20 protein-coding genes are annotated in these 20,265 nt (G+C 42.5%); 3 read left to right on the forward strand and 17 right to left on the reverse strand.

Annotation, left to right across the window (positions count from 1 at the left end):
- Positions 1-57: 57 nt before the first annotated feature.
- The 7 genes from alr to LG34_RS04695 all read right to left on the reverse strand — a co-directional run bounded on the left by alr (position 58) and on the right by LG34_RS04695 (position 8,951).
- Positions 58-1,185 (reverse strand): alanine racemase, encoded by a 1,128-nt coding sequence (alr, locus tag LG34_RS04665; RefSeq protein WP_109215057.1) that lies wholly within the window; start codon positions 1,183-1,185, stop codon positions 58-60.
- Positions 1,182-2,702, reverse strand: coding sequence for an NAD(P)H-hydrate dehydratase (locus LG34_RS04670; RefSeq protein ID WP_109215058.1), 1,521 nt, complete (start codon positions 2,700-2,702; stop codon positions 1,182-1,184). The genes alr and LG34_RS04670 overlap by 4 nt, the downstream gene beginning before the upstream one ends.
- A gap of 84 nt (positions 2,703-2,786) precedes the next feature.
- On the reverse strand, positions 2,787-3,422 hold the full coding sequence (locus tag LG34_RS04675; RefSeq protein ID WP_109215059.1) for a redox-sensing transcriptional repressor Rex: 636 nt from the start codon (positions 3,420-3,422) through the stop codon (positions 2,787-2,789).
- An 89-nt stretch (positions 3,423-3,511) separates the two neighbouring features.
- A complete protein-coding gene (locus tag LG34_RS04680; RefSeq protein ID WP_109215060.1) occupies positions 3,512-5,431 on the reverse strand; it encodes an ABC-F family ATP-binding cassette domain-containing protein in 1,920 nt (639 codons plus the stop codon).
- 199 nt (positions 5,432-5,630) lie between these two features.
- Positions 5,631-6,842, reverse strand: a complete 1,212-nt coding sequence (locus tag LG34_RS04685; protein ID WP_109215061.1) for an NADP-dependent isocitrate dehydrogenase — start codon at positions 6,840-6,842, stop codon at positions 5,631-5,633.
- A 19-nt stretch (positions 6,843-6,861) separates the two neighbouring features.
- Complete coding sequence (locus LG34_RS04690) at positions 6,862-7,551, reverse strand: GntR family transcriptional regulator (RefSeq protein WP_109215062.1); 690 nt, start codon at positions 7,549-7,551, stop codon at positions 6,862-6,864.
- Positions 7,552-7,568: 17 nt separating this feature from the next.
- Positions 7,569-8,951 (reverse strand): 2-isopropylmalate synthase, encoded by a 1,383-nt coding sequence (locus LG34_RS04695; protein ID WP_109215063.1) that lies wholly within the window; start codon positions 8,949-8,951, stop codon positions 7,569-7,571.
- Positions 8,952-9,239: 288 nt separating this feature from the next.
- On the opposite strand from LG34_RS04695, the gene LG34_RS04700 reads away from it, so the two are divergent.
- On the forward strand, positions 9,240-9,470 hold the full coding sequence (locus LG34_RS04700) for a chorion class high-cysteine HCB protein 13 (RefSeq protein ID WP_109215064.1): 231 nt from the start codon (positions 9,240-9,242) through the stop codon (positions 9,468-9,470).
- A 119-nt stretch (positions 9,471-9,589) separates the two neighbouring features.
- On the opposite strand, the gene LG34_RS16625 is transcribed toward LG34_RS04700, so the two are convergent.
- Positions 9,590-9,754 (reverse strand): hypothetical protein, encoded by a 165-nt coding sequence (locus LG34_RS16625; RefSeq protein ID WP_181369289.1) that lies wholly within the window; start codon positions 9,752-9,754, stop codon positions 9,590-9,592.
- 252 nt (positions 9,755-10,006) lie between these two features.
- Here LG34_RS16625 and LG34_RS04705 point away from each other — a divergent pair, with 252 nt between their 5' ends.
- Positions 10,007-10,357: a hypothetical protein gene (locus LG34_RS04705; protein WP_109215065.1), complete on the forward strand. Its 351-nt coding sequence runs from the start codon at positions 10,007-10,009 to the stop codon at positions 10,355-10,357.
- Positions 10,358-10,371: 14 nt separating this feature from the next.
- On the forward strand, positions 10,372-10,647 hold the full coding sequence (locus LG34_RS04710) for a hypothetical protein (protein ID WP_109215066.1): 276 nt from the start codon (positions 10,372-10,374) through the stop codon (positions 10,645-10,647).
- A 124-nt stretch (positions 10,648-10,771) separates the two neighbouring features.
- On the opposite strand, the gene LG34_RS04715 is transcribed toward LG34_RS04710, so the two are convergent.
- The 9 genes from LG34_RS04715 to LG34_RS04755 all read right to left on the reverse strand — a co-directional run bounded on the left by LG34_RS04715 (position 10,772) and on the right by LG34_RS04755 (position 20,113).
- Complete coding sequence (locus LG34_RS04715; protein WP_109215067.1) at positions 10,772-10,969, reverse strand: hypothetical protein; 198 nt, start codon at positions 10,967-10,969, stop codon at positions 10,772-10,774.
- A gap of 36 nt (positions 10,970-11,005) precedes the next feature.
- Positions 11,006-11,587, reverse strand: coding sequence for a metallophosphoesterase (locus tag LG34_RS04720; protein WP_109215068.1), 582 nt, complete (start codon positions 11,585-11,587; stop codon positions 11,006-11,008).
- Positions 11,588-11,702: 115 nt separating this feature from the next.
- Positions 11,703-12,257 (reverse strand): TIGR02452 family protein, encoded by a 555-nt coding sequence (locus LG34_RS04725; RefSeq protein ID WP_109215069.1) that lies wholly within the window; start codon positions 12,255-12,257, stop codon positions 11,703-11,705.
- 150 nt (positions 12,258-12,407) lie between these two features.
- Complete coding sequence (locus LG34_RS04730; protein WP_109215070.1) at positions 12,408-13,103, reverse strand: metallophosphoesterase; 696 nt, start codon at positions 13,101-13,103, stop codon at positions 12,408-12,410.
- A 190-nt stretch (positions 13,104-13,293) separates the two neighbouring features.
- Positions 13,294-14,151, reverse strand: a complete 858-nt coding sequence (locus LG34_RS04735) for a nitroreductase family protein (protein WP_109215071.1) — start codon at positions 14,149-14,151, stop codon at positions 13,294-13,296.
- A 299-nt stretch (positions 14,152-14,450) separates the two neighbouring features.
- Entirely contained in the window at positions 14,451-15,449 is a 999-nt protein-coding gene (gene epsC, locus LG34_RS04740) for a serine O-acetyltransferase EpsC (RefSeq protein WP_347486638.1), read from the reverse strand.
- A 128-nt stretch (positions 15,450-15,577) separates the two neighbouring features.
- Entirely contained in the window at positions 15,578-16,612 is a 1,035-nt protein-coding gene (gene hydE, locus LG34_RS04745; protein ID WP_109215072.1) for a [FeFe] hydrogenase H-cluster radical SAM maturase HydE, read from the reverse strand.
- 150 nt (positions 16,613-16,762) lie between these two features.
- On the reverse strand, positions 16,763-17,863 hold the full coding sequence (gene mnmA, locus LG34_RS04750) for a tRNA 2-thiouridine(34) synthase MnmA (protein WP_109215073.1): 1,101 nt from the start codon (positions 17,861-17,863) through the stop codon (positions 16,763-16,765).
- Between the two features lie 291 nt (positions 17,864-18,154).
- Entirely contained in the window at positions 18,155-20,113 is a 1,959-nt protein-coding gene (locus tag LG34_RS04755; protein ID WP_242979799.1) for a diguanylate cyclase, read from the reverse strand.
- Positions 20,114-20,265 lie beyond the last annotated feature (152 nt).

The following is a 20,265-nucleotide window of genomic DNA, read 5'->3' on the forward strand; positions in this document are numbered from 1 at the left end:
TTATTACTCACCACTTGCAGAAGTGGGAGTCTTCTCGACTGAGATAAACCCAGACCTTTAGTAGTAAATACGCGGGATTCGCTTGTTCAGATCACAGGCAAGCTCATAGTTAAATCTTCCAGACATATCGCCAAGCTCCTCCATCGTGATCGTCTCTGTACCATCTGTTCCGATCAATGTCACCTCATCTCCCGGTTTTACATCCGGAATTTCAGAAACATCTACCATCATCTGATCCATGCAGACTCTGCCGCAGATTGCCGCACGTTTTCCATGAATCAACACATATCCTTTGTTTGACAGGCTGCGCGGATAGCCGTCTGCATAACCAACCGGTACCGTTGCAATCTGCATCGGTTTTTCCACTTCAAATGTACCGCCATAACTGATGATCCGTCCCGGCTCCAGTTCCTTTACATGAACTACATGACTCTTTAAGGACAGTAACGGTTTTAAGTCAATATTATTTTTTTCTACTTCATCAGACGGCCACAGACCATATAAAATAATTCCTGCACGGACAATATCCTTATTATACTCCGGAAGATCCACAATTCCCGCACTGTTTGAAATATGATGAATTGGAATCTCAATCTGACGATCCTTTAACCAGGTGATCATCTGCTCATAAGTATCTGCCTGTTTCTTTGTGAAAGTTTTATCCGTCTCATCTGCTTTGGAAAAATGTGTAAAGATTCCTTCTATTATAATATTCGGCGAAGCTGCGATCTGTGCAATCTCATCAGCAGACTGTTCCGTCACCTGAAAACCGATTCTGCTCATACCGGTATCCAGTTTAATATGAATCTTACACTCTTTGTTCTGACGAACTGCTTCTTCTGACAGCTGCTTTGCCCGTTCCAGAGAAAATACTGCCGGGCGGAGTCCTTCTTTTACAATCTGCTCATCGTATTCCGGGAACGTATAACCAAGGATCAGAATCGGTTTCTTGATTCCGTTGCTGTACAGTTCTTCCGCTTCCTCCGGGGTTGCCACCGCATAACCCCAGACATCCTCGCGCTGTTCCATCACTTCTGCCAGCGGTACTGCCCCATGACCATAGCCATCTGCCTTTACTACTGCAATAATCTTCGTATCACGATCAATACAGTCATGTATTGCATCTAAATTATGCTCCAATGCTTTTAAACTGATATTTGCGCATATTCTGCGATACTCTTTCATTGTTCTATTGTGTCCTCCTGTTCCTTCAACAAATCGGTAATTCCATCTACGATATCACTTGCCATCATGCTGTGTCTGCCAAGTTTCTTTGCTGCCGCATCACCTGCCAGACCATGAAGATATACACCCATAGGTGCCGCATCTTCCGGCAGCATGCCCTGTGCCAGCAATGCACCGATCACACCGCTTAACACATCTCCTGATCCTGCTGTTGCCATTCCATCATTTCCACTCAGATTCAGGAAACAGCCACGCTTTTCTGTGGCAGTCACAGTTCTTGCATCTTTTAACACCATTACTACGTGATTTTTCTGTGCATACTGCAAAGCTGCCCCCACAAGATCTTTTGAAATTTCTGCGATAGATGTTCCGATGAGCCGGCTCATTTCGCCAAGATGCGGAGTATAAACTGCTCCGTTTTTCAAAAACTGCAGCCATTCCGGATTTTTGGAAATCAGATTCAGGGCATCCGCATCAAACAGGCACGGTTTTGTATTCTGCTCGATCACAGTTTTCACCATTTTTTCTGACAATGCAGACTGTCCGATTCCGGAACCGACTGCCACGGCATCTGCCCAGGCAAGCTGTGTTTCCACAAATTTTACCACATCTGTTGTATCATTGTAAACTGCCAGTACCGCTTCCGGTACAAGTTGCTGCAAAATTGCCCGGTTACTTTCCACCGTTGCCACCCGGACCAGACCGCATCCCATCCGGTATGCCGCCTTTGCCGCAAAAACTGCCGCACCTGCCATTCCTTCGGAACCGGCGATCAATAACAGTTTTCCGTAACTTCCTTTATTAGAGTGCGCTGTTCTTTTTGGCAGCATATCAAGATCTTCTTTTTCCAGCACATGCAATCCCGGTATAATGTCAAACAAACTTTCTGTGGTAAATCCAATATCTTCCACTTTGAGTGCGCCGGTATACTCTGCTCCCGGATATAAAAGCTGTCCCCGCTTTTCAAATCCAAAGGTCACAGTCACATCTGCCTGAAATGCCGTTCCAAGCACCTCTCCGGTGGTTGCCGATATTCCGGAAGCAATATCTACCGCAATTTTACCGGCGCCCTCGTAATACACGTTCAATTCTTTTATAATATCTGCATATTTTCCGGTTATCTCCCGGCTCAGTCCAATGCCAAAGAGCGCATCTACAATGACATCCCAGTTCTCCTGGAATGCCTCTTCGGGTGTTAAAACCGGCACATTATAATTCTTTGCGATCTTCATCTGCCGGGCTGTTTCTGTAGTCATTTTTTCAGGATTTCCGGCAAAACAGATACCCACTTCATATCCCTGCAAAGCAAGCAGACGTCCAACAGCGATACCATCACCGCCATTATTCCCCGCGCCGCATACAGTCAGAATTCTCGTATCATCATCCGGATAACGCTCCATAATTTCTTTTACCACACTTAAGGCAGCACGTTCCATTAATACCGCTGATAACATTCCCATCTTCATGGTATTTTCATCACACTGTTTCATTTCCTGACCATTTAATACATCTCTCATCGTTATATTCCCCCGGTTTGTTTTGCACAATTTACATACAAATGCGCTCTGCCCGTAGGACAAAGCGCACGTTTGCAAGGTTTCTTATTCGTTATCCTGTCTGCGGACAATGTTATAAGACAGCTGCATCAAGCTGTCAGACAAGTGAACATTTTCCACAACTACATCATCCGGAAGTTCCAGATCCAGATGTGCAAAGTTCCAGATTGCACGGATGCCAAGTTTTACCAGCTGCTCCGCTGCCTGTTCTGCCTTTTCTTTCGGAAGTGTCAATACCGCAATATCAACTCTCTGATGCTTTACAAATTCCGGAAGTTCGTCCATCATATGTATCTCAATACCACGGACTGACAAACCTGCCAGTGCCGGATTGACATCAAAAAGTCCGGTGATCATAAAGCCACGTTTCTCAAACTTCACATAATTTGCCAGCGCCTGTCCCATATTACCGGCTCCGACTACGATAATGTTGTGCTGTCGGTCAAGACCAAGGATTTTTCCAATCTCCTCATACAGATACTGCACATTATAACCGTATCCCTGCTGGCCAAAACCACCAAAATTGTTCAGATCCTGACGAATCTGAGAAGCTGTTACTTTCATTCGAACGCTCAGCTCATTGGATGAAATTCTTTCTACTCCCGCATCCAGCAATTCTCCAAGATATCTGTAATATCTTGGCATTCGACGTATGACCGCCTGCGAAATTTCCTTTTGCATCTTCCATTTACTCCTTCAACCATTTGCGTTACTACCCGCAATTATCTGTATTCATTATAAACATCTGAGATTATTTTGTCAATTTTTTATCAATCAGATGCCAGTTCTTCCCATTCTTCGTACAGCTGATCCAGTTTTTCCTGTACTTCCACCTGCTCGCTGTGCAGTTTTCCAAGTTTTGCAGAGTTGGTCGCCACTGCCGGATCCTGAAATTGTTCATCCAATTCTGTCAGTTTTTCTTCCAGAGACTCAATCTCGGCTTCAATTTTCTTCACACGGTTCTGAATTTTACGCTTTTTCGCCTGTTCTTCCTTCTGAGTCTGCCAGTCTGTCTTACCCTCGGACACTTCTTCGGTGCTTACTGCTGCTTCTGTCTCCGAAGATGCCAGATATGCCCGCTCGTTTGTCTCTTTTTTCTCCAGATAATAGTCATAATTACCGATATAATTGACCAGACTGTGCTCTGTCAGGTTCAGGATACGGGTCGCTGTCCGGTTAATAAAATAACGATCATGGGATACAAACAGCACGGTTCCCTCATAACGTTTCAGAGCAGACTCCAAAATTTCCTTAGAAGCGATATCCAAATGGTTCGTCGGCTCATCCAGGATCAGGAAGTTTGCCTCGGAGAGCATCAGTTTTGCCAGTGACAGACGGCCGCGCTCACCACCGCTCAAGTCACTGACGCGCTTGAACACATCATCCTCGGTAAACAAAAATGCTGCCAGAATATTTCGGATACGTGTCTGTGTCAGCTTCGGATAATCGTCCGCAATCTCTTCCATCAGCGTTTTTTCCATATGAAGCACCTGCTGCTCCTGATCATAATAACCGATTTTTACGTTTGTTCCCAACGTAAAAGAACCTGCATCTGCATTTACTTTTTCATTCAGGATCTTTAAAATTGTTGTCTTTCCGGTTCCGTTCTGACCGATCAGAGCCACGCGCTCACCACGTTTGATTTCAAAAGAAATATCCTGAAACAGTTTCTTATTTTCATAAGCCTTTGAAAGACCTTCCACCCGCAGCACATCGTTTCCACTGATAATGGACGGTGTCAGTGTCATATGCATCTCGGATTTTTCTTCCTGTGGTTTTTCTAAAACATCTATTTTTGCCAGCTGCTTTTCACGGCTCTCTGCACGCTTGATGGATTTCTCCCGGTTAAAGGATTTCAGTTTTTCAATAACGGCTTCCTGATGTTTGATCTCCCGCTGCTGATTATAGTAAGCACGCAACGCTTCCTCTCTTGCAAAAGCAGCTTTTGCAGCATAAGCTGTATAATTACCATCGTACACTGCAGATTTGTGCATGCTGATTTCCACAACTTTCGTTACGATTCGATCCAGAAAATAACGGTCATGGGCAACGATCACAACAGCCCCTTTGTAATTCAGCAAAAATGTCTCCAGCCACTGAATAGACTCAATATCCAAATGGTTCGTCGGCTCATCCAGCAGAATGATATCCGGATGTGTCGCCAGCAGACGCGCCAGAGATACACGGGTTTTCTGTCCACCGGACAGCTCGTTGCAGTGTTTTTCAAAATCATCCTCGGAAAATCCAAGACCTTTTAAGACACCGGAAACCTCGCTGCGATAAGAATAACCATCTCTGGCTTCGAACTCATGCAGCAGCTTATGATAATTTTCCATATAAGCTTCCATATCCTCTTTTGATACGGACTGCATTCCTTCTTCCAGCTCACGGATTTTCTGCTCCATATCGATAAGCTGACGTTTTCCTTCCAGAACTGCCTCATAGATCGTCCTCTCATCGGAGATATCCTGATGCTGCGCCAGATACCCCAGCGTTTTTCCTTTTGCAAGGGTTACGGTACCTTCATCTGCCGGCAGCTCCCCTACGATAATTTTCAACAGTGTGGATTTTCCGGCACCGTTAATTCCTACAATTGCCACTTTTTCCTGATCTTCCACATGAAAACTCACATTTCGGATCACCGGTTCCACACCAAATGATTTACTGATATTTTGACATGCTAAAATCATATGTTTCTTCCTCACCTTAAAAATGGAATCCTGCAGATCGCAGGATTCCTGTGTTTCATTTTTCTTTGAATAAATGTTCCTTCCCTTCAGATAGATTCGCTCTTTTTATCTTCATCTGATTCAGAGTCATTATTCTTGTTTGGCAAATTGCAAAATTACCGTCTAAACTAACACTGTGTTTTTCCGTACACAATTACATTTATGCGTACATTTTCTCCAGTGTCTCACGGATTGCTTTGATGAAATCAAGGCTGTTTAATACAACTGGGTTCTCTAATTCTGTAATTAATGCCAAGTCTTTTGTCATTTTACCAGATTCTATTGTATCAATACAAGCTTTTTCCAGATTATCTGCAAATTTTACTAATTCCGGCAGATTGTCAAGCTCGCCACGTTTGCGTAATGCACCGGTCCATGCAAAAATAGTTGCTACGGAGTTTGTGGATGTCTCCTCACCAGCCAGATGTTTGTAATAGTGTCTCATAACAGTTCCGTGAGCAGCTTCGTACTCGTATACGCCGCTTGGAGAAACCAGTACGGAAGTCATCATAGCCAGAGATCCGCATGCGGAGGAGATCATATCACTCATAACATCGCCGTCATAGTTTTTGCATGCCCAGATAAATCCGCCCTCAGCTTTCATAACACGGGCAACTACATCATCGATCAGTGTATAGAAATATTCAATGCCTGCTGCCTCAAATTTTTCTTTATACTCTGCATCATAAATATCCTGGAAAATATCTTTGAATGTGTGATCATATTTTTTTGAAATCGTATCTTTTGTTGCAAACCAGAGATCCTGATTCATATCCAGTGCGTAGTTAAAGCAGCTTCTTGCAAAACTTTCGATGGATTTGCAGATGTTGTGCTGTCCCTGAACGACACCAGCGTTGGTAAAATTATGAACTAACTCTCTTACTTCTGTTCCATCCTCAGCGGTATAAACCAGTTCTACCTTTCCCGGTCCCGGAATCTTCATTTCAGATGCTTTGTATACATCACCGTAAGCATGACGGGCAATGGTGATCGGTTTTTTCCAGTTCTTTACGCATGGCTCAATGCCTTTTACCTTGATTGGTGTACGGAATACCGTTCCATCCAGAATTGCACGAATAGTTCCGTTCGGACTCTTCCACATTTCTTTTAAGTTATACTCTTTTACGCGGGCTGCATTCGGTGTGATAGTTGCACATTTTACAGCTACGCCGTATTTCTGTGTGGCATAAGCAGAATCGAAGGTTACCTTGTCGTTGGTCTCATTTCTGTATTCCAGTCCCAGATCATAATACTCTGTTTTCAGATCCACAAACGGAAGTAATAACTCGTCTTTGATATACTGCCAGAGGATTCTGGTCATTTCATCTCCATCCATTTCTACTAAAGGTGTAGTCATTTTAATTTTTTCCATGGTAATTATCCTCCAATCCTTAATTCCCGCTGTTCTCATTTTCTTTTCGGGATTCCTGCAGCAGATTGTCCCAGCCACAGTGATCAATATTTTCAATGGTTCTCATGATATGCTGATTTGCCAGCATCTGTGCTTTCTCCGGATCATGATCATGGATCGCCTGAGCGATCATGCGGTGCTCATCGTTTGATTTTTCGGAACGCTCTTTTGATTTCAATGTCATTTTGCGCACCCGCTGCACATAATTGTGAAAATCCGTCAGTACGTTTGCCAGTACCTTACTTCCTGACGCCTGATATAAGGTCTCATGAAACTTATTATCCAGTTCAAATACCTGCTCACTGTGCCCCTTTGACACATGAAATTCTGTCAGGTATACAATTTCTTCCAGTTCTTCAATCTGTTCCGGTGTGGCTTTTTTCGCTGCCCATTTGGCACATAAGCCTTCCATCACAGACCGTATCTCATAAATGTCATTCAGATCTTCTTTGGAAAATCCGGTGACATGCGCGCCCTTGTTCGGCGTGATCGTGACAAGTCCCTGAAGTTCCAGCTGACGCAGTGCCTCGCGCACCGGTGTCCGGCTGACCCCCAGCTCATCGCCGATGGTCTTTTCTTTCAGTTCCTCATCCACCGCATATTTTCCGGATAAAATATCTTCCTGCAGTTTATGAAATACTTTATCACTGAGCGAATGGTTATCTCCCATCCTTTTTTGCCCCCTTGTTATAAAATAATTCCCAGCTCCTTGCAGCACTCTGTAATCTTAACAACCAGCTCGTTGTCTGTCAGAACAGTTACACGTCCTTCATCATACTGTTCATCAACCCAGTCTTTCAGTTTGTGAACCAGCTCTGAGTTTTTGTCCAGATGACGCTCCTGCGGCAGTCTGTAGTAGCTGTTGATCCAGTGTGCGATTCCAGCCAGACCGGATGTATTGGAAATAGATACCAGTGCCGGTCTCTTTAAGAATTTTTCTGTATCAAAAATATTGTAAATCTCTTCGTTTTTCAACAGTCCATCTGCATGGATTCCGGCTCTTGTTACGTTGAAGTTCTTGCCGGCAAACGGTGTTCTGCTTGGAAGTGTGTAATCCAGATCTTTTTCAAAATAATCAACCAGATCTGTAATGACTGTGGTATCCATGCCGTCCAGTGTTCCTTTTAACTGCGCATACTCAAATACCATAGCCTCCAGTGGTGTATTACCGGTACGCTCTCCGATACCAAACAGAGAACAGTTGACACCACAGGCTCCATACAGCCATGCTGTGGTAGAGTTGGTAACTGCCTTGTAAAAATCGTTGTGACCATGCCACTCGATCAATTCAGACGGTACGCCCGCATGAGTTGTCAGACCATAAATGATACCCGGTACACTTCGCGGAATAACGGCACCCGGGAAGTTTACACCATATCCCATGGTATCGCAGGCACGAACTTTGATCGGAATCTTGTATTCATCCATCAGTTTCATCAGTTCCACACAGAACGGAATAACGAAGCCGTAAATATCGGATCTTGTAATATCCTCTAAGTGGCAGCGTGGGCTGATACCTGTCTCCAGGCACTCACGGATGACACTCAAATAGTGGTTCATGGCCTCACGTCTGGTCATTTTCATTTTATAAAAAATATGATAATCGGAACAGCTTACCAGAATACCGGTCTCACGCAGTCCGATGTCTTTTACTAATTCGAAATCCTGTTTACTTGCACGGATCCAGCTTGTAACCTCCGGGAACTTATATCCACGTTCCATACATTTGTAAACTGCATCACGGTCTTTTTTGCTGTACAGGAAAAACTCACTCTGACGGATAATTCCTTTCGGGCCGCCCAATTTGTGCAGATAATCATAGATCGTTACAATCTGATCGGTAGTGTACGGAGCTCTTGACTGCTGTCCGTCACGAAATGTGGTATCTGTGATCCAGATATCGTCCGGCATGTTATGCGGTACGATTCGGTCGTTGAACGCAATTTTCGGAATCTCTTCATACGGAAACAGATTTCTAAATGTATTTGGTTCATCTACATCAACCAGCTGATAAAAATGTTCTTCCAGCTGCAACAGATTGTTATGCTTATTCATTACTACTTTACGCATGTTATTCGCTCCTCACCTTATATACTCGTATACAATATATTAGATTGTATGCAATCGCTCTCATTGCATACAATAATACATTCTTGTCATCACTTTGTCAAGTTAAAGTATAAAATTTTTTCTTAATATATTCTGTTTCCTTATTTTGTTCCTATCAGAGTTTATAAAAACGGGTATGCTATATCTGCATGAATGAACAATTTTTCGAAAATTTATTTCTTTTTAAAGAAACACTGACAAGCCGCATACATACTATGAATTGTAAATAAAAATCTGGAGGCTATCAACATGAGTGATTTAGCTGCTACAAACTGTGGATGCTCTAACGACAACGGATGCGGATGCAACAACATTATCTGGATTATCTTACTTCTGTGCTGCTGCGGTGGATGCGGAAATGGCAATGGTTCCTTCTTAGGTGGAAACAGCTGCAGTGAAGCAATCTGGATCATCCTGCTTCTGTGCTGCTGTGGCGGATGCGGCGGAAACAACAACGGAAACGGCTGTGGCTGCTTCTAAGTCAAAATCAAATCTGACTACACATCATTTGTACGACAAAAAACCGGGGGCTGTGATGCCTCCGGTTTTTTCTGTCTCTTCTTATATATGAAATCATTTTTAGCTAATACTGTTAGTTTTTATTTTTCATTTGTTTTATTTATCTGCCTTCTTGTTCCGGGTGGTTGTTTCAGATTTTTTCTCTGCCACTCCATTTCTTTTTGCCGTTCCCGTTCTTCCTTTTTCCGCAGGCAGTCTTCATCTATTTCATAAACGCTTTTACCGTCATAAACTAATTTTCCCATATGCTACGTCCTCCATATTTCATCATGGATTCCCTATTATTATATGAAATAAAAGCATTTTTGCCTGCCTTATATCAAATCCAACTCCCTTTTTTTCCTTTTGCGCTATATTTTCAAATGCTTCATCATATTCCCCACAATCACAATGTCTTTTTTATTCAACATCCTTTTATGGAACGCAAATTCTTACTCATAATTGCATATTTTTTTCATACATTATAAAAAACATCAGATATGGACGTGATATTTCATATGAATGAACATGAAAACGAACATACACCACCTGTGCTGGATACATTAATTCAAAACAGACCGATTCAGATGTTAAAAGCCATTGTGCCCTACCTCTATGGTCCACAGCAGCGTATGATCTCCATGATGGTCAGAATGATTGAATTGCAGCGTACCATGCAGCTTTTTGATGCAGCCCCGGAAATGCAGGCACAGGAATTGCGAATCTGTTCCAATGAATCTTCCACAGAGCGTACCCATCAGATTTTAAACGTACTACGGGAATACTGTACACCCCAGGAACGGGATCAGATAGATATGATTTTAAATATTCTCGACATTACCTCCGTGACTGGAATTTTAAATTTGTAAAAGGAGCATTTTTCATGGATCAGAACTTTTTTTCACAAAATCCGGCATTTCAGAACATATCACCGGAAAAACTGGCATTTCTCATGAATTTCATGAATCAGGAAAAACCAAATTCTTCCAGAGATATGATGGCATTTCTTATGAATTTTGTCACAAAAGCCAAAAATCAGAATCTCTCGTTTACCACAGACGAAACCGATTTTATTATCCAACATTTACGACAAGGATTAAATCCCGCCGAACAGCAACGAATCGACCGGGTATTACAGATGCTGCGCAGGAAAAATTAAATCCAGTCATAACACCCTGCCATGCACCTCGACTAAATAATTTTTCAAAAGACTGAGCAGAATTGCTACTACTCTGCTCAGTCTCATATTCCAGAAAAATCGGATAATGGGATAACACCAAGCCTCATCCCGTTTCTAACACCTTCTTTTTGTATTTCTCGGTAATCTCATGAGTAATCTGTTCACGAGTCTTTTCACCAGATGCCATAGCCCATAAATTTTTGTAGCAATCGCGTGATAACATCATGTTTTCTACAGCCATAGTCGCTATAACCTGTTCTATCATTTTTTCCTGTTTAGGTTTTATTGTTTTGTTTGACATAATATATTTCTCCTCATAAAAAAGTACCTACCAACTCTACTTTTCTGCGCCTGTCATGATTTCCTCCAGGGTTCGTGGTGTATAATCCATATAAGACAGCATACATCCCACGTTGAATGCTCTCAAATCTTTATCATATACATGACGGCAGTCATTTTCTTTCATCTGTTTTAAACACTGCTGATAAAATTGATCTTCTGCACTCACATGTGTATGTCCATATAATAAAATTTTTCCACGCCCCATATTTTTCCATGAAAAAATCGGATAATGAGATAACACCAAGCCAAACTTTTCTTTTCCAACAGAATCATGAATCTCTTTATAATCACAAATTTCTGCAAACAGCTGTTGATAACGATAATCCGATACATCATCATGATTTCCCCTGATCAGCACCTTTCTGCCCTTCAGGCGTGCAACAAATGCAATCAGGTCTTCGTTTTTGCCCCGCATGCTCACATCACCCAAAATATACACATAATCGCCATTCATCACCCGGTCATTCCAGTTTTTCAAAATCGTATCATGCATCTGCTGCACCGACTCAAAGGGACGCTGGTCAAAATGGATCGCATTTTCATGAAACAAATGCAGATCGCTGATATAATATTTCATTTTTCTCTAACCTCTTTTCTCGCTTCTTCGATTCTGTCAAAATTTCCGTGTGTATCCCCTGTTATGTAAAAATGCAATACCCTTTCCCTCCCCCCGTGTCTCCATATATAACGAATCATACATTTTGCAAGCTGCCTGGTTTTTCTCTCAAGTTCGGTGCAGCACAAGTGATAATGTCAACTTTGTACCAGTCCTTTTCCTGCATCAATGCTGGATTAACAGTATCCGTTTTAAATACTGTAACCGAAGGAGTATAAATAATATCATCATTGTGAATTGGATTTTTTGATTTTCTATGTGGGGTATAAAAGAGATCCCATGTTTCCGGTACATTCAGACTAGAATATAATCCCGAACATCTACACAAGCATTCCTCCTGCGCAGATGCGCCTCTGGTTACACCTCCACCCGGATTCGTAGCAGATGCAAAATTAAGAACAGCAACTTTTTTTCCCCGATATGCCCCTGCTGCTTCAAAGCTTCTTTTTTTCGAAACAATTACTCTGACATTTTCTGTATATTTGCTTAGTGATGGAACCTCTACTTTATCTGTTTCTAAAATTATTTCCTGTTTCTTCGTTGAAGCTGCTACTTCCGCTCTTAAAGCTGGATTTGTTTTTACTAAATCCACAGTATCTCTAAAAATTTCTACATTTGTATCTCTTCCCATATCATTACACTCCGGCCTGTTATTTATAAATTTCTCTAAAATATGCAACGATTTTCCACAAATTCTGTTTATAAGACAAGTATACTCCAGTTTTCTCTTCTAATCATTAACCCATTGGTTTACTTTTTATTCTCCTCATTAATTATCCAACTATATCTCATCAAAATCCTCAAACATAATTCGAATCCCCATGGATTCTGTCTCCACATGATAATGTCCTGCATACCACTCTGAAAAATCCAAACGATCATAAACCGTCTGTAGCCACTCTTCTGTCCCTTTATCCACAGTAATCGGTTCCTTTCGCGGCTTGAACGCCCAGGTTGGCTCAGCCTTAATTGGAACAGTATGTGACAAAATGATGTCCATCTTCCACCCAGCTTTTTCCAGCTGTTGCTCCACAAACTGCTTAATCGTATCGTCCGGCTGTTCCGATGCAAACCACTGAAGTCCATGACTGATGCGATAATCCTTGTTTACCGTACCGGCGCCACCGATCGGCATCACAGATTTTCCGTTAAAATCATAAATCTCCCCGTCTTTTGCAAACAAAATATTCGGATATTTTTCTTCTTTGTATACAAGACCGCCATGCCATGGCACCAGTTTGTAATCCGCCGGAGATTCCCATGGCCGGCCTTCATGATTGCCGTGTATACAGAAACAGGTAATCGGTATTCTGGCAACACGTTCTTTTAGTTTTTCATCTTTCGGACTCAGCCAGTAATTAATACCAGAGTCTCCAAGGATAATCATAACATCGTCTGTCGTAGTGTGATACTCCAGGCAGAATTCTTCCACCCGGTCAAATTTTTTGTGTGTATCTCCTGTAATATAAAAATGCAAATGTTTCCCCTCCTGATTTAACCCTTTCTGGTACCCATAATAATATATTTTGATCTCATTTCTGTTTATCCTGCTTATATATATATTTATAGCATGCTCACTTTCAGGAATAATGTCAATAAAAAGAGGAACAATATCATTTGCTTTTTGATATTGTTCCTCTGTATCGTTCTTTTCTTATTGCGTTTTGCTAGAATTTCAAGCGGTGAATTGCCTGCTTTCCACTCTTCTGTGCACCGCGGGCATAGTCAAACTTCGGATAACCGAATCCCATGGCCGTTGCCACGAAGTGATCTTCCGGAATGCCAAGTTTTGCCCATACATCCGGCAGCAGTTTCATAACATTCATTGGAAAACCAAGGTACACGCAGCCAAGTCCTTTTGATTCGCATAACAGTTCAAAGTAAGCCAGAGTAATTCCCACTTCTACTGCTGCGGAGCCAAATTTCTTTGGCATATGTGGAATAATGACATGTGATGCAGAGCAGAAATAAATATCTCCGTTCATAGCCTGCGGTCCACGATCTTCCATAATTCCATAAGACTCTGCATCCCAGGAATACGGATAAATCCCCTGTTTTTTCAGATCTTCCACTCCTTCACAGATCATCTTACGCAGTTTGTCCAATTCTGCACGGTCATCAATAACGGTAAACTCCATTTTCTGCTTGTTTCCGCCAGTCGGAGTTGCCTCCACTGCCGCAAGCAGTTCATTTAAAAGTTTCGGATCGACATTTTCGTCTTTGTAATGACGGCAAGAACGGCGGCTGCAGACCAGACGCTCCAGATCTGTGGCAATCGCATCACTCGGTAACGGAAGGCTGTCTTCCGGCTTTTTACCAAGTACACTGATTGCGCCGTTCGGACAGACGGTCAGACAATGCTGACATCCCCAGCATCCGTACCAGTCCATGCTTTTTACCGGTTTCAGGCTTGGTTTTCTATGTTCATTCATTTCAATCAGCATAGACGGACAGGCAAGCTGACATAAACCACAACCCACACATTTACTCTCATCTACACGAAATTTCGTATCAATCAAACTCATTGTTCAGTACCTCCTGACATTCTTTCTGATTTTTTATTTACGTTATGAATATAATAACATTCTGCTCAGCGATATCGCAGACTATCTTTCATTTGCGTATGCAACACAGTGTTCCTTATTTCAGCATTTCCTGCACATACGCGTCACAGCGTAAGGGTAAGCAGTGTGGTTTTTACACAGCCTGACATAAAGGGACTCTGGCTATTTTTTCTCGACCAGCAATTGTTAGCGGGCGTGAAAAAATAGCCAGAGTCCCTTTTCATAACCTATCTAAAACCACACAATTACCCGAAAACGTTTTATATAATATAAAACCAGTTCTCATCCTGATCTAAATTACTGATCTCCATGGTCGTCTTTCCACCCTGCTTGAACTGCAATTCCTGTCCTTTAATGCTGACAGTCGTTCCTGCCGGAATAGATTTCGTAATAAACGCATTACCACCAATGACAGAATCTCTTCCAATAACCGTCTCACCGCCAAGAATGGAAGCCCCGGAATAAATCGTCACATTATCCTCAATGGTAGGATGACGTTTTGCATTTTTCAGCTTCTGACCACCTCTGGTAGACAGCGCGCCAAGGGTAACACCCTGATAAATTTTTACATTGTCACCAATAATCGTTGTCTCACCAACTACAATACCGGTACCATGATCGATAAAGAAATGTTTTCCGATCGTTGCACCCGGATGAATATCAATTCCGGTTATACTGTGTGCATACTCTGTCATAATACGCGGAATCAACGGCACAGAACGGATAAACAGCTCATGTGCCAGACGGTTGATGGTAATGGCAAATAATCCCGGATAAGCCAAAATGATCTCACCGTAGCTGTTTGCTGCCGGATCTCCCTCTAAGGCTGCCTGCAGATCCCCTTCCAGATATTCACGGATCTTCGGAATCTGACGCAGGAAATCTACGGTAATCTCGTAACTTTCTTTTTCAATCTGCTCCCGGCATTTTCCATCCAGCTTTGGACAGAACTTGGAAACTTTTGCAATCTGCCGGCTGAGACGATACAACACATCCTCGATCAAAGTTGATAAATGATGGTTTGCATGATAGCTTTTGTATGCACGGTCTCTGTAATAACCCGGATAAATAATTTTCATTAATTTTTCAATAATATCAATAATAACTTCTTTATTTGGCTGATCATAAAAATCTTCCATTTTATCAATGGTACGATCCAGCTCATAATCGGCAAGGATGGAATCCAGAATTTCTTTCGCTTCTCTTCCTTCCATATTTCTACTCATATCTGACATACCGTTCACCTTTTTCTTTCTCAATCAATTTATTCTCTATATTCTCGGATTAGAAATAGCTTTCTGATTTTTATATCACCTTTTTCTCGGAACTCATTTTCACGTTTTCATTATTCCTATATCCATTCCAGACAATCATTTTTATAAATCTGTTACCGGAAATCCCCACGGTCTCTGACCAGTTCATATCCGACACTTTCCACTCTGCGGCCCAAACATCCACGACATTCTGCCGCTTCTTCACCGGTACAGATCTTATTATCATACAGATCATACTGCTTGCGGTTTTTCACCGGTGACAGGTTTGGCATTACGACATTTGCGCCATGCTGCAATCCTTTCTCTCTTCCGAGTGGATCTGCTGTTCCAAGTGCCGTAGTTGCCGGAAGCAGTACATGCGGCAGCATGATACGAATCACTGACAGTAAAAATAACGTCAGCGGAACACTTCCGGACGGCTCCTCTGCAAACATAGTATCATGATGCGGAATAAACGGACCGATACCGACCATCTGCGGTTCCAGTTCTTTTAAAAATACCAGATCATCCGCAAGCGTCTCTTCGGTCTGTTCCGGCGAACCTACCATAAATCCTGCGCCAACCTGATAGCCAAGTTCTTTTAAGTCATACAGACACTGCTTGCGCACTGCCAGACTCATCTCCTCCGGATGCAGTTTTCGGTAATGTGCATCGTTTGCTGTCTCATGCCGAAGCAGATAACGATCTGCGCCCGCTTCCCGGAAACGTTTATAACTTTCATAAGATTTTTCACCGATAGACAATGTAATCGCACAATCCGGATAACCTGCATGGATTTTCTGCACGATATCCACCATACGGTCATCGTTATAATACGGATCCTCGCCACCCTGCAGAACAAAAGTACGAAATCCTAACTCGTATCCATTCTCACAACAGGCTAAAATCTCATCTTCTGTCAAACGATACCGTTTTGCATTCTGATTGCTTCTGCGGATTCCACAGTAATAACAGTCATTTTTACAGTAATTCGTAAACTCGATCAGACCTCTTGTATACACATCAGTGCCATAGACCTCTTTTCGGATGCGGACAGCTTCTGCTGCCAACAGCGCATCCACCTGCGGATCATCTACCATTTTGATCAGTTCCACAAATTCTTCTCTGGTTAAATTATGTTCCCTGATTAATTTCTGTGCTGCATTCATTGCCTTACTTCCCCTTTTATAACCCTTTTTACTTCATACATTTTCTTACTTTAATAGTCAGATTTTTACCGGATTTTCTTCTTCAACATCCAGTACCCAAATATCAAAATGTTCACTTATCAATATTTTCCAACTACCTGTCAACGTCTTCTAGCTATAGCGTTTTGCAATCTCCGTCTCAATAATTGTTGCTCCACCGACAACCACATCTTCGTCATATAAAACAACTGCCTGACCACAGGTAATCGCACGCTGCGGCTCATCAAATACGACGCGGATCTTGTCCGGTTCCGGCTGCGTTACCGTCGCCCACTGCTCCTCATGTCGATAACGAACCTTTGCTTTCACGCGCATTTCCCCTTCGATATGATCCACAGAAATCAGATTCACGTCATTTGCCACCAGTTCTCTGGAGAACAGATCATCATTTCTTCCCAAGATGACCCGATTTTTCTCTGGATCAACTGCAACAACGTACATGGACTCTTTTAAAGACAGACCAAGTCCCTTTCGCTGTCCAATGGTATAACGGATGATTCCTTTGTGGCGTCCTAACACATTGCCTTCCAGATCTACAAAATCTCCCTCCGGATATGTTTTCTCCCGATACTGTTCGATAAAATCCGAATATTTTCCGTTTACGACAAAACAGATGTCCTGACTGTCATGCTTTCTGGCATTGATAAATCCCTGTGCCTCTGCGATTTCTCTGGCTTCTGTCTTGTGCATGCCACCCAACGGGAACTGCACATGTGCCAACTGATCCTGCGTCAGAGAATACAGAACATAACTCTGATCTTTGCTCAGATCTACGGATTTTTTCAACAAATAACGTCCGGTTTCTTCATTATATTCAATCTGTGCATAATGACCGGTCACCACATAATCATATGACAACTCTTTTGCACGCTGGAACAATTTTTCAAATTTCAGATAACGGTTGCAGTCAATACATGGATTCGGTGTACATCCATTTTCATAAGAACATACGAATTTTTCCATCACTTCTTCTTTGAATCGGTCGGAAAAATTAAACACATAATATGGCATCTCAAGTGCGCGGGCTACACTTCTGGCATCTTCCACATCGTCTAAGGAGCAGCAGGTATGCTCTCTGCATACAACCACATCCTCATTCTGAAACAGCTTCATGGTAGCGCCGATACACTCATATCCTTTTTCTTTCATCAAAAAAGCGGCTACGCTGGAATCAACGCCGCCGCTCATTGCGATTATTGCTTTTTTATTCAAAGGCTACGTCTCCTTTTATCATACTATTTAAAAATCCTTCGGATCATAACAACTTCAAGTCAAACGCATGTAAGACCTGGTATATGATTCTGGTCAACGTAAGCTGACATATTCTTCTCAGACTCACGATACTCCTACACATTTGCCATAATCCTATGTTATCCTAGTATTATAGTATTTTTTACTGATAAAAATCAAGTAGTAGCACATATTTATACCACAAATTCATCATATATTTCACTACAGCTCACTCATCACCTGCATAGTGGTGCTTGAACCGTAACCATATTTCTAGCGCTGTTCTGCTTCTTCCACATACAACGCATGAATTTTATCCCCGGCATCTTTCAGACACTCCATCAAAATCGGATTAAACACACCGCACTCGCCATTCAGGATCATCTGCATTGCCACCTCATGTGGGAACGCTTTCTTGTATACACGTTCGCTTACCAGCGCGTCATAAACATCTGCCAACGCAACGATCTGTGCAGCGATCGGAATCTCGTCTCCTTTGAGTCCATCCGGATAGCCCCTGCCGTCATAACGTTCATGATGCCAGCGGCAGATCTGATAGGCAATCTTAATCATCATCTCATTCTGATAAAATTCCAGACTATCCAGCATGGACGCTCCGATGATCGTATGTGTCTTCATAACCTCAAATTCTTCTTTTGTCAGCTTGCCCGGTTTGTTCAGAATCTTTTCGTCAATTCCGATCTTGCCGATATCATGCAGTGCAGACGCTGTTATGATCAGGTTCTGCTGCTGACGCGCCGATGGATAACGATCGGTTTTCTGAAGCAGAAAATCGATCAGAATTCCTGTCAGACGGTTGATATGCAGTACATGCAGACCGCTCTCACCATTTCGAAATTCTACGATCTGGCTTAACACGCTGACCAGCATCTGATTATTCTTCTCTTTTTCATACATCTGATCCGTTACAAGGGTGCTCAGACGACGCTGCTTTGTATACAGCTTAATCGTATTAAACACACGCTGATAAACCACCTTCGCATCAAATGGTCTGCTGATATAATCCGATACTCCAAGTTCGTAGGCATGACGGATATAGCTTTCCGAATCCTCACTGGAGATCATAACCACCGGAAGCTCCTCAATCCAGTGCTCACGGTTCATATGCGCCAGCACTTCAAATCCATCCGTCTTCGGCATCACGATATCCAGTAATACCAATGAAATACCGGTTCCATACTGCTGCATCATTTCCAGACATTCCACACCGTTTGATGCCTCCAGAATACGGTAATCCTTCTCCAGCATATGGGAAAGGATTGCACGGTTCATCTCCGAATCATCCACGATCAGGATCATCTGCTTGATATCCTCTCGGGTGGTATTCTCCTCGCCATTCTCATCATAGGTGATGTTTTCCGTCACAATCATATTTTTCTGGTTCTTTGCCTGATACATCAGCTGATCCGCACGTTTTACCGCACTCTCAATGCTTTCTTCCCCGGTCAGGACTCCGCCGATGCTCACGGACTGCTGAATTCTGGAATATCCCGGAATGGAAGTCTGCACCAGATCCGTCTTGATCTTCTTTAACTTCTTTAAAAATTCCGTTTCCTTCATATCCGGCAAGATCAGCAGAAACTCATCACCGCCATATCGGATCAGCGTATCGCTCCGTCGGATATTCTTGCGAATGACATCTGCTGTCGTTTTCAAAATCAGATCTCCGACTTCATGCCCGTAGGTATCATTGTAAAGTTTAAAATCATCCAGATCCAGCATTGCAACTCCCGCTGCAAAATTTTTCTGTTTTAATTCTTCCTCATAATAACGGCGGTTGTATGCTTCCGTCAGCACATCCCGATACACTTTTTCCTTATAGCCGATCAGCTTATTGACCAGACGCTTCCGCTCCAGCGTATCCATCACACTGTTGTCATGCAGACGCTTAAACATCTCGATCACATACGGCTCACCGTCAATCTCTACATATCTGGAAATCACAAAATAGACATCCGTTTCCAGAATCTCCAGCTTTGTATTCTGTTTTTTCGACAGAAACGCTTCCAGAGAACTGCATCGGTCACACTGATGTTCTTTTTGCAAAAAATCATGCCACTGGCATGGTAATTTCTGACGTTCCACCTGCTGTCTCTGTAGTTGTTCCATATATTGTTTATCCAGAAGACGAACTTCAGAGAAAACCTCTCTGAGGCAGGCTAACTCTGCCTCTGCCCGTTCTCTGGTCATAATATCCTGTTGCTTCATCATTGCCCCTCATACACGTTACATTAATTCTGCAACTTATCTTTTTCTTTTGCCAGTAATTATGTAACTATCTTAACACATTCTTCTGATAAAAGATACGTCAATCGCATTCAAGTCGAACGCACGTGAGACTTGGTGCGTGATTCTGGTCAGCG

Origin of the sequence: Eubacterium ramulus, from assembly GCF_003122485.1 — a bacterium.
Classification (GTDB): domain Bacteria; phylum Bacillota; class Clostridia; order Lachnospirales; family Lachnospiraceae; genus Eubacterium_I; species Eubacterium_I ramulus_A.

Bases quoted from the DNA above. Each gene is read 5' to 3' on its own strand.
- alr (WP_109215057.1), bottom strand. From the start codon at position 1,185: ATGAAAGAGTATCGCAGAATATGCGCAAATATCAGTTTAAAAGCATTG.
- LG34_RS04670 (WP_109215058.1), bottom strand. From the start codon at position 2,702: ATGAGAGATGTATTAAATGGTCAGGAAATGAAACAGTGTGATGAAAAT.
- LG34_RS04675 (WP_109215059.1), bottom strand. From the start codon at position 3,422: ATGCAAAAGGAAATTTCGCAGGCGGTCATACGTCGAATGCCAAGATAT.
- LG34_RS04680 (WP_109215060.1), bottom strand. From the start codon at position 5,431: ATGATTTTAGCATGTCAAAATATCAGTAAATCATTTGGTGTGGAACCG.
- LG34_RS04685 (WP_109215061.1), bottom strand. From the start codon at position 6,842: ATGGAAAAAATTAAAATGACTACACCTTTAGTAGAAATGGATGGAGAT.
- LG34_RS04690 (WP_109215062.1), bottom strand. From the start codon at position 7,551: ATGGGAGATAACCATTCGCTCAGTGATAAAGTATTTCATAAACTGCAG.
- LG34_RS04695 (WP_109215063.1), bottom strand. From the start codon at position 8,951: ATGCGTAAAGTAGTAATGAATAAGCATAACAATCTGTTGCAGCTGGAA.
- LG34_RS04700 (WP_109215064.1), top strand. From the start codon at position 9,240: ATGAGTGATTTAGCTGCTACAAACTGTGGATGCTCTAACGACAACGGA.
- LG34_RS16625 (WP_181369289.1), bottom strand. From the start codon at position 9,754: ATGGGAAAATTAGTTTATGACGGTAAAAGCGTTTATGAAATAGATGAA.
- LG34_RS04705 (WP_109215065.1), top strand. From the start codon at position 10,007: ATGAATGAACATGAAAACGAACATACACCACCTGTGCTGGATACATTA.
- LG34_RS04710 (WP_109215066.1), top strand. From the start codon at position 10,372: ATGGATCAGAACTTTTTTTCACAAAATCCGGCATTTCAGAACATATCA.
- LG34_RS04715 (WP_109215067.1), bottom strand. From the start codon at position 10,969: ATGTCAAACAAAACAATAAAACCTAAACAGGAAAAAATGATAGAACAG.
- LG34_RS04720 (WP_109215068.1), bottom strand. From the start codon at position 11,587: ATGAAATATTATATCAGCGATCTGCATTTGTTTCATGAAAATGCGATC.
- LG34_RS04725 (WP_109215069.1), bottom strand. From the start codon at position 12,257: ATGGGAAGAGATACAAATGTAGAAATTTTTAGAGATACTGTGGATTTA.
- LG34_RS04735 (WP_109215071.1), bottom strand. From the start codon at position 14,151: ATGAGTTTGATTGATACGAAATTTCGTGTAGATGAGAGTAAATGTGTG.
- hydE (WP_109215072.1), bottom strand. From the start codon at position 16,612: ATGAATGCAGCACAGAAATTAATCAGGGAACATAATTTAACCAGAGAA.
- LG34_RS04755 (WP_242979799.1), bottom strand. From the start codon at position 20,113: ATGATGAAGCAACAGGATATTATGACCAGAGAACGGGCAGAGGCAGAG.